Annotated in this window: 15 protein-coding genes; 8 read left to right on the forward strand and 7 right to left on the reverse strand. The window is 66.0% G+C overall.

Translation table 11 applies throughout. The annotated features are described in order from the left end of the window. Positions 1 to 11: 11 nt before the first annotated feature. Positions 12 to 1,301, reverse strand: a complete 1,290-nt coding sequence (locus ACSMEV_RS03415) for an MFS transporter (protein WP_459207258.1) — start codon at positions 1,299 to 1,301, stop codon at positions 12 to 14. A 414-nt stretch (positions 1,302 to 1,715) separates the two neighbouring features. On the opposite strand from ACSMEV_RS03415, the gene ACSMEV_RS03420 reads away from it, so the two are divergent. Both ACSMEV_RS03420 and ACSMEV_RS03425 read left to right on the forward strand, forming a co-directional pair. After that, on the forward strand, positions 1,716 to 2,114 hold the full coding sequence (locus ACSMEV_RS03420; protein ID WP_296266960.1) for an acyl-CoA thioesterase: 399 nt from the start codon (positions 1,716 to 1,718) through the stop codon (positions 2,112 to 2,114). Between the two features lie 36 nt (positions 2,115 to 2,150). Then, complete coding sequence (locus ACSMEV_RS03425; protein WP_459207259.1) at positions 2,151 to 3,044, forward strand: D-hexose-6-phosphate mutarotase; 894 nt, start codon at positions 2,151 to 2,153, stop codon at positions 3,042 to 3,044. A 30-nt stretch (positions 3,045 to 3,074) separates the two neighbouring features. On the opposite strand, the gene ACSMEV_RS03430 is transcribed toward ACSMEV_RS03425, so the two are convergent. From ACSMEV_RS03430 to ACSMEV_RS03450, 5 genes are all read right to left on the reverse strand, one after another. Continuing rightward, a complete protein-coding gene (locus ACSMEV_RS03430) occupies positions 3,075 to 3,608 on the reverse strand; it encodes a DUF3299 domain-containing protein (protein ID WP_296266964.1) in 534 nt (177 codons plus the stop codon). A gap of 50 nt (positions 3,609 to 3,658) precedes the next feature. Then, positions 3,659 to 3,904: a GlsB/YeaQ/YmgE family stress response membrane protein gene (locus tag ACSMEV_RS03435; RefSeq protein WP_459207260.1), complete on the reverse strand. Its 246-nt coding sequence runs from the start codon at positions 3,902 to 3,904 to the stop codon at positions 3,659 to 3,661. 90 nt (positions 3,905 to 3,994) lie between these two features. Continuing rightward, entirely contained in the window at positions 3,995 to 5,080 is a 1,086-nt protein-coding gene (locus ACSMEV_RS03440) for a 5-(carboxyamino)imidazole ribonucleotide synthase (protein WP_459207261.1), read from the reverse strand. An 11-nt stretch (positions 5,081 to 5,091) separates the two neighbouring features. Beyond that, entirely contained in the window at positions 5,092 to 5,583 is a 492-nt protein-coding gene (gene purE / locus ACSMEV_RS03445; protein WP_296266970.1) for a 5-(carboxyamino)imidazole ribonucleotide mutase, read from the reverse strand. 218 nt (positions 5,584 to 5,801) lie between these two features. Beyond that, positions 5,802 to 6,707: a LysR substrate-binding domain-containing protein gene (locus tag ACSMEV_RS03450; RefSeq protein ID WP_459207262.1), complete on the reverse strand. Its 906-nt coding sequence runs from the start codon at positions 6,705 to 6,707 to the stop codon at positions 5,802 to 5,804. 180 nt (positions 6,708 to 6,887) lie between these two features. Here ACSMEV_RS03450 and aspA point away from each other — a divergent pair, with 180 nt between their 5' ends. From aspA to ACSMEV_RS03470, 4 genes are all read left to right on the forward strand, one after another. After that, positions 6,888 to 8,312, forward strand: a complete 1,425-nt coding sequence (gene aspA, locus ACSMEV_RS03455; RefSeq protein WP_296266973.1) for an aspartate ammonia-lyase — start codon at positions 6,888 to 6,890, stop codon at positions 8,310 to 8,312. Between the two features lie 168 nt (positions 8,313 to 8,480). Continuing rightward, positions 8,481 to 9,473, forward strand: coding sequence for an AraC family transcriptional regulator (locus ACSMEV_RS03460; RefSeq protein ID WP_459207263.1), 993 nt, complete (start codon positions 8,481 to 8,483; stop codon positions 9,471 to 9,473). A gap of 112 nt (positions 9,474 to 9,585) precedes the next feature. Next, positions 9,586 to 10,629, forward strand: a complete 1,044-nt coding sequence (locus ACSMEV_RS03465) for a histone deacetylase family protein (protein WP_459207264.1) — start codon at positions 9,586 to 9,588, stop codon at positions 10,627 to 10,629. 2 nt (positions 10,630 to 10,631) lie between these two features. Continuing rightward, complete coding sequence (locus ACSMEV_RS03470; protein WP_459207265.1) at positions 10,632 to 11,738, forward strand: polyamine ABC transporter substrate-binding protein; 1,107 nt, start codon at positions 10,632 to 10,634, stop codon at positions 11,736 to 11,738. Positions 11,739 to 11,877: 139 nt separating this feature from the next. Here the strand turns inward: ACSMEV_RS03470 and pdxR are convergent, their stop codons facing one another. Then, positions 11,878 to 13,407 carry a MocR-like pyridoxine biosynthesis transcription factor PdxR gene (gene pdxR / locus ACSMEV_RS03475; protein WP_459207266.1) on the reverse strand — a complete coding sequence of 510 codons (1,530 nt, stop codon included), beginning with the start codon at positions 13,405 to 13,407 and terminating at the stop codon, positions 11,878 to 11,880. A 91-nt stretch (positions 13,408 to 13,498) separates the two neighbouring features. On the opposite strand from pdxR, the gene ACSMEV_RS03480 reads away from it, so the two are divergent. Both ACSMEV_RS03480 and ACSMEV_RS03485 read left to right on the forward strand, forming a co-directional pair. Further along, entirely contained in the window at positions 13,499 to 14,128 is a 630-nt protein-coding gene (locus tag ACSMEV_RS03480; RefSeq protein WP_459207267.1) for an FMN-binding negative transcriptional regulator, read from the forward strand. Positions 14,129 to 14,139: 11 nt separating this feature from the next. Further along, a complete protein-coding gene (locus tag ACSMEV_RS03485) occupies positions 14,140 to 14,586 on the forward strand; it encodes a GNAT family N-acetyltransferase (protein WP_459207268.1) in 447 nt (148 codons plus the stop codon). The last annotated feature ends 2 nt before the right edge of the window (positions 14,587 to 14,588 follow it).

Raw genomic sequence — 14,588 nt, forward strand, 5'->3', positions numbered from 1 at the left:
GAACGAAGGTTTCAGCGTTTCCCCGCCAACAGGTACAGCCCGAGCACCAACCCCAACCCACACAACCCCGCCACGTAATACGCCGGTGCCATGGGGCTGAACTTGAGCAGCGCAGTCACCACCATCGGCGTCAGGCCACCGAAGATCGCGTAGGCCACGTTGTAGGAGAACGATAGCCCGGTGAAACGCACCGCGGCGGGGAACGCCTTGACCATGACGAAGGGCACCGAACCGATCACGCCGACGCACAAACCGGTGACGGCATACAGCGCGAACAGCAGCTCGGGGTGCGTGGCCAGGCTGTGGTAGAAGGTCCAGGAACTGGCCAGCAGCAGCAGGCTGCCCACCACCAGCACGCGCCCGGCACCGAAGCGGTCGCACAGCCAGCCGGTGCCGATGCAGCCCAGGCTGAGCAGGATGATCGCCAGGCTATTGGCCTTCAGCGAGTCGGTGGGGCTGACGCCGTAGAAAGTCTGCAACAGCGCCGGGGTCATGAGGATCACCACCACGATGCCGGCCGACAGCAGCCAGGTCAGCAGCATCGACAGCAGTACCGCACGTGGGTGGTCGCGCAGCACCGCGCGCAACGGCAGCTCTTCGGCCAGGGCTTTGCGTTGCTGCATCTCGGCGAACACCGGGGTCTCGTGCAGCCAGCGGCGCAGGTACACCGAGAACAGGCCGAACACCCCACCCAGCAGGAACGGGATGCGCCAGCCGTAGTCGGCCACTTCTTCGGCGGTGTATACCGAGTTGATCAGCGTGGCCACCAACGAGCCCAGCAGGATACCGGCGGTCAGCCCTGCGGTCAGGGTGCCGCAGGCGTAGCCGGTGTTGCGCGCCGGCACGTGCTCGGACACGAACACCCACGCCCCCGGCACTTCACCGCCGATGGCCGCGCCCTGGATCACCCGCATCAACAGCAGCAGCATCGGCGCCCACAGACCGATCTGCGCGTAGGTGGGCAGCAGGCCCATGATCAGCGTGGGCACGGCCATCATGAAGATGCTCAGGGTGAACATCTTCTTGCGCCCCAGCAGGTCGCCGAAGTGGGCCATGACGATGCCGCCCAGGGGGCGCGCCAGGTAACCGGCCGCGAAGATGCCGAAGGTCTGCATCAAACGTAGCCATTCGGGCATCTCGGGCGGGAAGAACAGCTTGCCGACCACCGTGGCGAAGAACACGAAGATGATGAAGTCGTAGAACTCCAGCGCGCCGCCCAGGGCCGAGAGGGACAGGGTCTTGTAATCGTTGCGGGTGAGCGGGCGCGCGGGCTGCTCGGCGGAAGGGGGCACGCTGGTCATCGTTTTGCACTCTTGTTGGGCATGCAGGCCGCGTAAGGCGCGGCTTCTGGAATGGGCGAGCGAGGAAGATAGCAAATTGATCGCGCCGACTCATAGGAAGCTAACGAGCCAGCCATCTTCACGAAGCTCAGGTCGTTGCCCACTGCAACGCTCTATATACTTAGCGATTCGTAGGAAAAGGCTGTTATTTATGTGGGACGTTGCGCGAAAACATCGGTCGGTATGCTCAGGCGTGTCGTGCTGTGTCGTAGTAGCCCGCGCGCCCTCAAGAAATGGGCGTAGTATGTGACCGCCCTCGTCGTTCACACCGCGCCTTCGAGGCTTGCCCGAACCGTCGCCCGTCGGCGACCGCGCGTTTCACACAGCACCTGCTACGCCCTCTCACGAAGCGTCACGGGTCAGAGGCCCCTCGGCATGATTGAGCTCGAACAAGAAGATCCTATCCCGCAAGGCGACCTGGCCTTGCAGATCACCGCACTACCGCGGGAAACCAACGGCTTTGGCGATATCTTCGGTGGCTGGCTGGTGGCGCAGATGGACCTGGCCGGCACCGCCATGGCCAGCCGCATCGCCGGTGGCCGCGTGGCGACCGTGGCCATCGACCGCATGGCGTTCCTGGTGCCGGTCGCCGTCGGCGCGCAGCTGTCGTTCTATACCCAGACCCTGGAGATCGGCCGCAGCTCGATCCAGATGATGGTCGAGGTGTGGAGTGACGATCCGCAGTCCGGCGAATGGCGCAAGGTCACCGAAGCGGTGTTCGTCTTCGTCGCCATCGACAGCAGCGGCCGCACCCGCGCCGTGCCGCAACGCTGAACGCTGCCGGTTCGCCAGCCACCTACAGGATCCCGCATGACCACTACCGTCGAAACCCTCACGCTGGGCGCACTCGAGTGCTGGCGCATCACCACCGCCCAGGCCGAACTGGTCATTGCCCGGCAAGGCGCGCAGATTCTGCGCTACCAACGCAAAGGCGCAGCGCCGCTGCTGTGGCTGAGCGACGAAGCCCTGTTCAAGCAAGGCAAGTCGGTACGCGGTGGGGTGCCGGTCTGCTGGCCGTGGTTCGGTGATCTGCGACGCAACCCCGAAACCGTGCAGGCGATGTACGGCGGCGAGACGCCTCCGGCCCATGGCCTGGTGCGTGGCCGCGACTGGCAACTGCTTGGCATGGAGGAACGCGGCGACACCGTCCACCTCGAGTTCGACCTGCCCGAGGCGCAAGGCGCGCTGCCCGACTGGTCGCACAGCGTCGAACTGCGCCTGAGCGTGGCGCTGGGCGATACCCTGCAAGTGACCTTGAGCAACCGCAACCTCGGCTCGCAACCGGTCACCCTGAGCCAGGCGCTGCACACCTACTTCGCCGTCGGCGACGTGCGCCAGGTGCAGGTGCAAGGCGTGGAGGGGTTGGCCTACATCGAGACCCTCGCCAACTGGGAACAGCGCACCCAGCAAGGCGCCCTCACCTTCGCTGGCGAAACCGACCGCATCTACCTCGACCCGCCCGAGCGCCTAAGCATCGTCGATCCGCAGCACGACCGGCGCATCACCTTGCACACTGAAGGCTCGCATTCGGCGGTGATCTGGAACCCGTGGACGGAACGCGCGGCGGCCTTGCCCGACATGGGCGACGAGGCCTGGCAGGGCATGCTCTGCATCGAGACCGCCAACGCCTGGCACGACGTGCTGACCCTCGCCCCCGGCGCCCATCACAGCCTGTCGGTCATGATCGGCAGCGAATCGTTGTAACGGCGCCCAAGCCGCGCCCGCGGGCCTCGTTCAGAGGTCCGCGTCTTCTACCACCCGCACGTTCTGCGCATCCAGCGCATAGGCCGCATCGGCCAGGTCGTTGTTGACCTTCTCCACTTTCAACGGCCCGGTGACCCACAGCGGCGTGTAGATGTCGTCGATCTTCAGCCCTTTCGGATAACGCACCAGCACCAGCTGGTTGGGCGGCGGTGGCGGGACATGGATGCACGCGCCCGGATAGGGCACGAGGAAGAACAGCGTGCTGTTGCCCTTGGCATCGCTTTCCAACGGCACCGGATAGCCACCCAGGCGGATGCGCTTGCCATCCATCGTGGCGACGGTCTTGGTGGAATACATCACGGCGGGCAAGCCCTTGCTCTGCTTCAAACCGCCCTTGGCGGTGAAGGTGCCCATGGCCTCGGGAGAGTCGTGGTCGATCTCGGGCATGGCTTCGAGGGCTTTCTGGTCCGACTTGGGCATCAAGTCCAGCCAGTCGGTTTCGGGGAGTTCGGCGTGGGCCAGGGTGCTGACCAGGATCAGCGGGAAGAGCAGGAACGCGCGCATGGAATGCTCGGCAACTCAGTGGGATGAATTGCCGGGCATTCTATCTGCAATCAGCGCTTCTTGATGAGGCCGTAGATCACCAGCAGGATGATGGCGCCGACCAGCGCACCGAAGAAGCCTGCCGCTTGGCCCGCCTGGTAGATACCCAGTGCTTGGCCACCGTAGGTGGCGACCAGCGAACCTGCGATACCCAGCAGGATGGTCATGATCCAGCCCATGCTGTCGTCGCCGGGCTTCAGAAAGCGCGCCAGCAGGCCGACGATGAAGCCGATGAAGATAGTTCCGATGATGCCCATTGGCGATCCCTCCTAGATGAATGAAACGCACCGACGGCCGCGTGGGCCGTTGGCGTGTGTCTTGTCAGAGGGCGCGAAGGCCGGCGAGGTTCAATTCGCCGCGATCAAAGCCTCTACCTCGGCGATCTTGGCCCGCAGGCTGGTCATGTCCGCGCAGCGCAGGGTGGCGTGGCCGACCTTGCGCCCGGCCTTGAAGGCCTTGCCGTAGTGGTGCAGGTGGCAGTCGTCGATGGCCACGGTCTGGGCCACGTCGGGCACGCTGCCGATGAAGTTGAGCATGGCGCTCTCACCGACCTTGGCGGTCGAGCCCAGCGGCAGTCCGGCCACGGCACGCAGGTGGTTCTCGAACTGGCTGCACTCGGCGCCTTCGATGGTCCAGTGCCCGGAGTTGTGCACGCGCGGCGCGATCTCGTTGGCTTTCAGGCCGCCGTCGACTTCGAAGAACTCGAAGGCCATGACGCCCACGTAGTCGAGCCGTTCCAGCACCCGGCCGACGTAGTCTTCGGCCAGCGCCTGCAAGGGGTGAGCCTCGCTCGCCACCGACAGGCGCAGGATGCCGCTGTCGTGGGTGTTGTGCACCAGCGGGTAGAAGCGCGTTTCGCCGTCGCGACCGCGTACGGCCACCAGCGACACTTCGCCGGTGAACGGCACGAAGCCTTCCAGCAGGCACGGCACGCTGCCCAGTTCGGCGAAGGTGCCGACCACGTCGGCGGCGCTGCGCAGCACCTTCTGGCCCTTGCCGTCATAACCCAGGGTGCGGGTCTTGAGTACGGCCGGCAGGCCGATGCTGGCGACCGCGGCGTCGAGATCGGCCTGGGAGAGGATGTCGGCGAAGGCCGGGGTGGGAATGCCCAGGTCGCGGAACAGACTCTTTTCGAACAGACGGTCGCGGGCGATGCGCAGGGCGTCGGCACTGGGGTAGACCGGGACGAACTGCGAGAGGAAGGCCACCGTTTCGGCCGGCACGCTCTCGAATTCGAACGTTACCAGGTCGACTTCATCGGCCAGTTGGCGCAAGTGATCCTGGTCGCCGTAGTCGGCACGCAGGTGCTCGCCCAGGGGGGCGGCGCAGGCGTCCGGCGCGGGGTCGAGGAAAGCGAAGTTCATGCCCAGCGGAGTGCCCGCCAGGGCCAGCATGCGGCCGAGCTGGCCGCCACCGATTACACCGATTTTCATGGATGTGAGCCTCAGGCCTGGCGCGGATCGGGATGGTCCAGCACGGTGTCGGTCTGTTCCGTGCGGAACTGCTTGAGCGCGGCGTGGAACTGCGGGTGCTTGGCGCCCAGGATGCTGGCCGACAGCAGCGCGGCGTTGACCGCCCCGGCGCGGCCGATGGCCAGCGTCGCCACCGGCACGCCGGCAGGCATCTGCACGATCGACAGCAGCGAGTCGACGCCCGAGAGCATCGAGGACTGCACCGGCACGCCCAGCACCGGCAGGTGGGTCTTGGCCGCGCACATGCCCGGCAGGTGCGCCGCGCCGCCGGCACCGGCGATGATCACCTCGATACCGCGGCCTTCGGCCTCTTCCGCGTACTGGAACAGCAGATCCGGGGTACGGTGGGCCGAGACCACTTTCACCTCATAGGGAATGCCGAGTTTTTCCAGCATATCGGCGGTGTGGCTAAGGGTGGACCAATCGGACTTGGAGCCCATGATCACGCCAACCAGTGCACTCATCGTCGAGCCTCTCCTGCAAGCGCCTGCCGGCGCGCTAAAAGCAACAAGCCACGCAGGGAACCGGCGTGGCTTGTCGTATGGATTCTGATCGACCAGGGCGGCCGAAGGCGCGGGATTATAGCCTAGTGCGGTACGGGCCGCACACCCCTGCAAGCACAGAGCGGATCAAAGGGCAAGCTGTCTCGCGAGACAACTTTTCCCCTTACCGCCACGCCGCCTCAGCCCTGGCCGCCGGCCGACTCCAGCTTGCGCCACAACAGACGCACGTTGGCCTTGCGCACCAGGGCGCAGCGGTACAGGCGAATCTCCAGCGGCACGTGCCACTGCGCCGCACCGCAAATGGCCAGCTCGCCGCGCTCCAGTTCGCCACGCATCGACAGGCGCGGCACCCAGGCCACGCCCATGCCTTCGAGGGCCATGCTCTTCAAGCTGTCGGCCATGGCCGTCTCGCACACCGTGGTGTAGCGCAGGCTGCGCTGGCGCAGCAGCAGGCTGACCGAGCGCCCGAGGAACGCGCCGGCGCTGTAGGCCAGCAACGGCACGCTGGTGTCGCCCTCCAGGTCGAACAGCGGCTTGCCGTCGGCGCCCACGGCGCACACCGGCAGCATTTCCGTGGTGCCCATGTGCAGGGAGGGAAAGATATCGGCGTCCATCTGCAAGGCGGCATCGGGGTCGTAGAAGGCCAGCATCAGGTCGCAGCCGCCTTCGCGCAGGGCATGCACGGCCTCGCCGACGTTGGTGGCGACCATGCGCGTGGCGATGTTCAAGCCGTCGTTGCGCAGTTGCGCCACCCAGTGCGGAAAGAACCCCGAGGCCAGCGAATGTGCGGCGGCGATCTGCACCACCTCGCCCTGCCCGCCTTCGAGATGGTGCAAATGGCGCAGCACTTCGCCCAGCTGGTCGACGACGGTACGCGCCGTGACCAGAAACAGTTGCCCCGCTTCGGTGAGCTCGATGGGCGTGCGCGAACGGTTGACCAGCGTCAGGCCCAGCGCGGCCTCCAGGCTGCGGATGCGGCGGCTGAACGCCGGCTGGGTGACGAAGCGCCGTTCGGCGGCCTGGGAAAAGCTGCGGGTGGCCGCCAGGGCGCTGAAATCTTCCAGCCATTTGCTCTCGAGGTTCATGAAGCTCGTCTCCCGCGCGCACCAAAATGGAACACGCTCGTTGATCGGTCCGCGTCACATCAATCGGTATGCCGTTTGTGCATAGGTTAGCGTGCATCAGCATTGGCCGCAAAAACCGCGCAGGCCTAGGATTGGCGCCATTCCGGCACATGCCGGGGCCAACTCGAGATGATATCCATCATGTCCGCTGCTGCATCGTTCCGCGTCGAAAAAGACCTGCTTGGCACCCTGGAAGTCCCTGCCGATGCCTACTACGGCATCCAGACCCTGCGCGCCGCCAACAACTTCCACCTCTCCGGCGTGCCGCTGTCGCACTACCCGAAGCTGGTCGTAGGCCTGGCCATGGTCAAACAGGCCGCCGCCGACGCCAACCGTGAGCTGGGCCACCTGAGCGATGCCAAGCACGCCGCCATCAGCGCTGCCTGCGGCCGCCTGATCAAGGGCGACTACCACGAGCAGTTCGTGGTCGACATGATCCAGGGCGGGGCCGGCACCTCGACCAACATGAACGCCAACGAAGTCATCGCCAACATCGCGTTGGAGGCTATGGGCCACCAGAAGGGTGAGTACCAGTACCTGCACCCCAACAACGACGTGAACATGGCGCAGTCGACCAACGACGCCTACCCCACCGCGATCCGCCTGGGTCTGCTGCTGGGCCACGACGCGCTGCTGGCCAGCCTCGACAGCCTGATCCAGGCCTTCGCCGCCAAAGGCGAAGAGTTCAACCACGTCCTCAAGATGGGCCGCACCCAGCTGCAAGACGCCGTGCCGATGACCCTCGGCCAGGAATTCCGCGCCTTCGCCACCACCATGACCGAAGACCTCAACCGTCTGCGTTCGCTGGCCCCGGAACTGCTCACCGAGATCAACCTGGGCGGCACCGCCATCGGCACCGGCATCAACGCCGACCCTGGCTACCAAGCCCTGGCCGTGCAACGCCTGGCGCTGATCAGCGGCCAGCCGCTGGTACCGGCCGCCGACCTGATCGAAGCCACCTCCGACATGGGCGCCTTCGTGCTGTTCTCCGGCATGCTCAAGCGCACCGCGGTCAAGCTGTCGAAGATCTGCAACGACCTGCGCCTGCTGTCCAGCGGCCCGCGCACCGGCATCAACGAGATCAACCTGCCGGCGCGCCAGCCGGGCAGCTCGATCATGCCAGGCAAGGTCAACCCGGTGATTCCGGAGGCCGTCAACCAGGTGGCCTTCGCCATCATGGGCAACGACCTGGCGCTGACCGTGGCGGCCGAAGGCGGCCAGCTGCAGCTCAACGTGATGGAGCCGCTGATCGCCTACAAGATCTTCGACTCGATCCGTCTGCTGCAACGCGCCATGGACATGCTGCGCGAACACTGCATCGTCGGCATCACCGCCAACGAACAGCGCTGCCGCGAACTGGTCGAGCACTCCATCGGCCTGGTCACCGCGCTGAACCCTTACATCGGCTATGAAAACGCCACCCGTATCGCCCGCGTCGCCCTGGAAACCGGCCGCGGCGTGCTGGAACTGGTGCGCGAGGAACAGCTGCTGGACGAAGCGATGCTCGACGACATCCTGCGCCCGGAAAACATGATCGCTCCACGTCTGGTGCCGCTGAAGGCGTAACCGACCGCAATACCCGTCTCACCAGGTCGGGGGGACTAGACACCTCTCCACCTTTCGAGGGCCCGCGCTTACATGCGCCGGGCCCTTTTTTTATGCTCGAAACGCTTCGGCGGCGCCACGGCACGCAACTTGCTCGCTCAAGTTTTCCAGCCCACGTGGACAGCCAGCATGCTGCACAGCCACCTCACCACCCTCAACGCGGTTTCGCTGATCCTCACGACGTTCGCCGCACGCGGCGTCGATGCGCGCCTGCTGCTCGACGGGAGCGGTATCACCCCCGCCGACCTGGGCCGCGCCGACGCACGCATCACCACCCAGCAGGAGTTGCAGGTATGTGCCAACGCCGTGGCCCTGCGTGCCGACATCGGCCTGGAACTGGGGCGGCGCATGCATGTGTCGAGCTACGGCATGCTCGGCTATGCCCTGCTCTCCAGTGCCACTTTGGGTGACGCCCTGCGCTTGGCGCTGCATTTTCCGGCACTGCTGGGAACAATGTTCCAACTGCGCCTGGTCGAGGACGGGCCACGGGTCTGGCTCAGCGCCAGCGAGCACCACGACGCACCGGGCCTGGCGGCCTTCAACGCCGAGTTCTGCCTGGTGTCGCTCAAGGTCATCTGCGACGACCTGCTCGGCCGCCCGCTGCCGCTGCTCGGCGCGCGCTTTCAGCACCCGTGCCCGGCCTATCGACCGGCCTACGCGCAGACCTTCGCCGGCCCGCTGACCTTCCAGGCCGACGACAACGCCTTCGCCTTCGACCGCCATTGGCTGGACACACCGCTGCCCCTGGCCGACCCCATCACCCACCAGGCCATGGCCGAGCGCTGCCGGCGCCTGAACCTGGAGTTCACCGGCCGCCAGGCCTGGCTCGGGCGCATCCGTCTATTGCTGCAGCAACAGCTCGACGCCGCGCCGGGGCTCGAGGGCCTGGCGCGGCAGATGAATTGCTCCTCGCGCACCCTGCGCCGGCATCTGCACAGCCTGGGCAGCAGCTACCAGCAACTGCTCGACGAGTTGCGCTTCGAACGTGCCAAGCAATTGCTGACCGAAGAGCGAGTGCCGATCCACCGCATCGCCGAAACCCTGGGCTTCAGCGAGACGGCGAGCTTCCGGCATGCCTTCCAGCGCTGGAGCGGCATGGCACCGCGGCACTACCGCGGCTGAGGGGCGGGCACACGGCTTGGCCATATCCATCCCTTTTTGGCCACCCGCACCGTCCAGGCTCGCGCGCCGCGCCCAGCACAATGGCCGCATACCAGCGAACCGGAGACCCCACATGCTGACGATCTATTCCGATGACCACCGCCTGCACCACGGCCGCTGCGAGTTGATCGACGGCCAGCTGATGCCGTGCTTCGAGATGCCGTCGCGGGCCGACCACGTGCTCGAACGGGTCGAGGCGCGCCAATTGGGTGAAGTGCGCGGCCCCACCGATTTCGGCCGCGCACCGCTGCAACGCGTCCACAGCGCCGCCTACCTGGACTTCTTCGAAGGCGCCTGGGCGCGCTGGGCGCAATTGGGCCGCGACGGCGACCTGCTGCCCTTCACCTGGCCGGCGCGCACCCTGCGCGCGCTCAAGCCCAACAGCCTGCTGGGCGAACTGGGCTACTACAGCTTCGACGCTGGCGCGCCGATCACCGCCGGCACTTGGCAGGCCGCCTACAGCGCTGCGCAAGTCGCGCTGACCGCCCAGGCCGCCATCGAACAAGGCGCCCCTGCCGCCTTCGCCCTGTGCCGCCCGCCGGGGCACCACGCCGCCGCCGAGGTGATGGGCGGCTACTGCTACCTGAACAACGCCGCCATCGCCGCCCAGGCCTTTCTCGACCAGGGCCGGCGCAAGGTGGCCATCCTCGACGTCGACTACCACCACGGCAACGGCACGCAAGACATCTTCTACGCCCGCAACGATGTGCTGTTCGCCTCGATCCACGGTGACCCCCAGGCCGAATTCCCGTTCTTCCTCGGCTATGCCGACGAGACCGGCGAAGGCGCGGGCCTCGGCTACAACCTCAATTACCCGTTGCCGGCCGGCAGCGACTGGGGGACCTGGAGCGCGGCCCTGGACCAGGCCTGCGAGCGCATCGCCGACTTCGACGCGGACGTGCTGGTGATCTCCCTGGGCGTAGACACCTTCAAGGACGACCCCATCTCGCAGTTCAAGCTCGACAGCCCCGACTACCTGGCCATGGGCGAGCGCATCGCCCGGCTCGGCAAGCCGACCCTGTTCGTCATGGAAGGGGGTTACGCGGTGGCGGAAATCGGTATCAACGCGGTCAATGTGCTGGAAGGTTTCCAGCGCGCGCAATCATCAGGAGCCTGAACATGCTGCGACGCACCTCTGTCTTCGCCCCGCTCCTCGCCGCCGGCCTGCTGCTCGGCGGCGCGCTCGACGTCCAGGCCGAACAGCGCACCCTGCGCGTGTACAACTGGTTCGACTACATCACCCCGCAGACCCTCACCGACTTCAAGCAAAGCAGTGGGGTCAACCTGGTCTACGACATCTTCGACACCAACGAAGCCCTGGAAGCCAAGCTGCTGACCGGCAACTCCGGGTACGACGTGGTGGTGCCGTCCAACGTGTTCCTGGCCAAGCAGATCGAGGCCGGGGTGTTCCAGCCGCTGGACCGCAGCAAGCTGCCCAACTGGCAGCACCTGGACCCGGCCCTGATGAAGCTGATCGAAGGCAATGATCCGGGCAACAAATTCGCCGTGCCCTACATGTACGGCACGGTGCTGATCGGCTTCAACCCGGAGAAGGTCAAGGCCGCGCTGGGCGACGCCGCACCGGTGGACAGCTGGGACCTGATCTTCAAGCCGGAGAACCTCTCCAAGCTCAAGGGCTGTGGCGTGGCGCTGCTCGACTCGCCTTCGGAGATCCTGCCCCTGGCCCTGGCCCACCTGGGCCTGGACCCCAACAGCAGCAACCCCGCCGACTACAAGAAGGCCCAGGACCTGCTGCTGAAGATCCGCCCCTACATCACCTACTTCCACTCCTCCAAATACATGGCCGACATCGCCAACGGCGACATCTGCGTGGCGGTCGGCTACTCGGGCAGCTTCTCCCAAGCCGCCAACCGCGCGCGCGAGGCCAACAACGGTGTGGTGGTGGATATGCGCCTGCCCAAGGAAGGCGCGCCGATCTGGTTCGACATGCTGGCCATCCCGAAGAACGCCGCCAACCCGGACGACGCCCACGCCTTCATCGACTACCTGCTGCGCCCCGAGGTGATCGCACCGATCAGCGATTTCGTCGGCTACCCCAACCCCAACAAGGACGCCACAGACAAAGTCAGCCCGGCCATCCGCAACAACCCCAACCTGTACCCGACCGCCGAGGCGATGGCCAAGCTGTACACCTTGAAGCCCTTGCCACGTGACGCCGAGCGGGCGCGGACGCGGGCCTGGACGCGGATCAAGTCGGGCACCTGAAGCGCGGAGCAGGATGGCGGTTCGACTCGGTGCGCTTGGCGCATGCCGTCGAGCCGCCGCCAGGCATATCCGACGTGCGTTACGCGCTTTTGGGCGCGCTCGTCGAGGCCGGTGGATATCTCCCACAGGCCTCGGTCACTCAACTGCGCCAGGCCTTGCGCAAGCGCATCAGGGCCTCGGCGACCTGTCCTTCCGGCACTGCCGCAAAGCCCAGCACCAGGCCCGCCCGGGCATCGAGCGGCGTGTCGCTGTCTTCGAGCCAGTAACCGCTCAGCGGGTTGATCTCGACGTCCACCGCGGCCGCCTGAGCGACCAGTTCCTGCTCCCTGACAAAGTTATCCACAACCAGCCGGACGTGCAGCCCTGCCGCGATGTCGGGCATGGCCGCCAGGCCCGGCACGTCCGTCGGCCAGCCGGCCTTGAGCACGTTGCGCCGGCTCAGCGCCGCCTTGCGCATGCGGCGGATGTGGCGCTGGAAATGCCCTTGAGCCATGAACTGCGCCATGACGCATTGGCTGCCGACCTCCGAATGCCGCACGGCCAAAGCCTTGGCCTGGCTGAAGGCCTGCACCAGACGCGGCGGCAACACCAGGTAGCCCAGGCGCAAGGCCGGGAAGGCGACCTTGCCGAAGGTGCCGATGTACAGCACACGTCCCTGCCGGTCCAGCGCCGCCAAGGGCGCCAGGGGCGCGCCGCTGTAGCGGTATTCGCCGTCGTAGTCGTCTTCGACGACCCAGCCGTCCTGGCGCTCGGCCCAGGCCAGCAGTTCCAGGCGCCGGGCCAGGCTCAGGGTGACGCCGGTGGGGTATTGGTGCGCGGGCGTGACATAGGCCACGCGGCAGTCGCCGAGCGCGGCCAGGTGCGCGCAGTCCATCCCGTCCTCGTCCACCGGCACGCCCAGCACCCGCGCACCGGCCAGGGCGAAGGCGTTGCCCGCAGCGCGGTAGCCTGGGTTTTCCACAGCGACGCGGTCGCCAGGCCTTACCAGCAGCTGTGCACAAAGGCTGATGGCCTGCTGCGAACCGCTGGTGATCACAATTTGTTCAGCCGTGCAGGTGAGGCCACGCGAACGGCGCAAGTAGGTGGCGATCAGTTCGCGCAGGGCAGGCTCGCCCGCCGGGTCTCCATAGCCCAGTTGCGCAGGGTCGGGATTTCGCCAGAAACCCGCTTGCAGCTTGGCCCACACGTCGAACGGGAACAGATCGAAAGCTGGAACGCCCACGCGGAAGGCCCGCGGTTGACCCACGCGCGGCAATGGCAAGTGATGGTTTTTCAACCGGTTCAGGGGGTCATCGAGGTCACTCGAACTGGATGAATGCTCAGTGTCAGGTGCGCAAAATGTGGATAACTCTGTTGATAACCTACGGGATAACCCTGTGGACAGATGTGTGGATAGTTTTTCGAGGTGGCTGACGTACGTGCCGTCGCCCACCTGACTTTCGATGAAGCCTTCGGCATATAGCTGATCGTAGGCGCGCATCACGCTGTTGCGTGAAAGCCCCAGCATCTGCGCCAAGTCGCGCGTGGCCGGCAACCGCGTACCGCTGCCCAGGCGGCCATCCAGCATGCGCTCGCGCAGGGCTTGGTAGAGCTGCTGACTGAGACCGCGGCGGCGGTCGAGCACGAGCCCGGCCGGGTCGAAGGGCAACGCATGGGTAGGCTGGCGCACAGGATTGGTCCTATGAAATCGATAGGTAATGGTGCTTATAACGAACCATTAGCCTGCCTAGGATGACCGTACTGCACAAGGATCCGGCGCCATGTATGCGAGCAAACCCCATCAGGAACATGATCTCGAACTTCTACACAGACACATGCTGGAGGCGCGGCTGGCGGTACTCGTCAGCCAAGGCCCCGAAGGGCTGCAGGCGACCCACCTGCCGGTACTGGTGAAAACCGACGAAGGCCCGTTCGGCACGGTCTACGCGCACCTTGCCCGCGCCAACCCGCAGTGGCGCGCTTTCGCGCACGATCTCGAAGCGCTGCTGGTGTTTCCCGGCCCCGACGCCTATGTCAGCCCCGGTTACTACCCGAGCAAGGCGAACAACCCCAAGGTGGTGCCCACCTGGAACTACACCGCCGTGCATGCCCACGGCCCGGTCGAGGTGATCCACCAGGCGGCGCCACTGCTGGCCATCGTCAGCGAATTGAGCGAGCGCCACGAACGCTCACGGGCAGAGCCCTGGAAGGTGGCGGACGCACCCGCTGACTACCTCGAAGGCATGCTGCGCGCCATCGTCGGCATCCGTCTGCCGATCACCCGCTTGCAGGGCGCGCGCAAGCTCAGCCAGAACCGCTCGGCCGCAGACCTCGCCGGTGTGCGCGACGCGCTGAGCGCCAGCGTCGATCCTTTGAACAACGCACTCGCGGCGCAGATGCGCCCTCTCTAGGAAGAACCCACATGCCGAACGTCACCCTACGCCCCGTCACCGTCGACGACCATGCCGCCTGGCTGGCCCTGTGGCAGGCGTACCTGAAGTTCTATGAAACCGATCTGGCAGACGAGATCAGCGCCAGCACCTGGCAACGCCTGCTCGACCCCAGCGAACCGACCCATTCGGCGCTGGCCTGGGTCGATGGCGAGGCCGTGGGAATGGTCAACTGGATCTACCACCGCTCCAACTGGAGCATCGGCAACTCGTGCTACCTGCAAGACCTGTACGTCGATGCCCGGCAGCGCGGCCTGGGCATCGGTCGGCAGTTGATCGAGCACGTTTACCATACGGCCCAGGCGGCCGGTTGCGGCAAGGTGCACTGGCTGACCCACGAAACCAACGCCACCGCCATCGGCCTCTATGAGCAGGTGGCGGAACGGCCGGGGTTCATTCAGTTCCGCCGCAACCTGTAGGC

This window comes from Pseudomonas sp. MLB6B (genome assembly GCF_054508135.1).

Coding starts and splice junctions, on each gene's coding strand:
- ACSMEV_RS03415 (WP_459207258.1), bottom strand. CDS start 1,301: ATGACCAGCGTGCCCCCTTCCGCCGAGCAGCCCGCGCGCCCGCTCACC.
- ACSMEV_RS03420 (WP_296266960.1), top strand. CDS start 1,716: ATGATTGAGCTCGAACAAGAAGATCCTATCCCGCAAGGCGACCTGGCC.
- ACSMEV_RS03425 (WP_459207259.1), top strand. CDS start 2,151: ATGACCACTACCGTCGAAACCCTCACGCTGGGCGCACTCGAGTGCTGG.
- ACSMEV_RS03430 (WP_296266964.1), bottom strand. CDS start 3,608: ATGCGCGCGTTCCTGCTCTTCCCGCTGATCCTGGTCAGCACCCTGGCC.
- ACSMEV_RS03435 (WP_459207260.1), bottom strand. CDS start 3,904: ATGGGCATCATCGGAACTATCTTCATCGGCTTCATCGTCGGCCTGCTG.
- ACSMEV_RS03440 (WP_459207261.1), bottom strand. CDS start 5,080: ATGAAAATCGGTGTAATCGGTGGCGGCCAGCTCGGCCGCATGCTGGCC.
- purE (WP_296266970.1), bottom strand. CDS start 5,583: ATGAGTGCACTGGTTGGCGTGATCATGGGCTCCAAGTCCGATTGGTCC.
- ACSMEV_RS03450 (WP_459207262.1), bottom strand. CDS start 6,707: ATGAACCTCGAGAGCAAATGGCTGGAAGATTTCAGCGCCCTGGCGGCC.
- aspA (WP_296266973.1), top strand. CDS start 6,888: ATGTCCGCTGCTGCATCGTTCCGCGTCGAAAAAGACCTGCTTGGCACC.
- ACSMEV_RS03460 (WP_459207263.1), top strand. CDS start 8,481: ATGCTGCACAGCCACCTCACCACCCTCAACGCGGTTTCGCTGATCCTC.
- ACSMEV_RS03465 (WP_459207264.1), top strand. CDS start 9,586: ATGCTGACGATCTATTCCGATGACCACCGCCTGCACCACGGCCGCTGC.
- ACSMEV_RS03470 (WP_459207265.1), top strand. CDS start 10,632: ATGCTGCGACGCACCTCTGTCTTCGCCCCGCTCCTCGCCGCCGGCCTG.
- ACSMEV_RS03480 (WP_459207267.1), top strand. CDS start 13,499: ATGTATGCGAGCAAACCCCATCAGGAACATGATCTCGAACTTCTACAC.
- ACSMEV_RS03485 (WP_459207268.1), top strand. CDS start 14,140: ATGCCGAACGTCACCCTACGCCCCGTCACCGTCGACGACCATGCCGCC.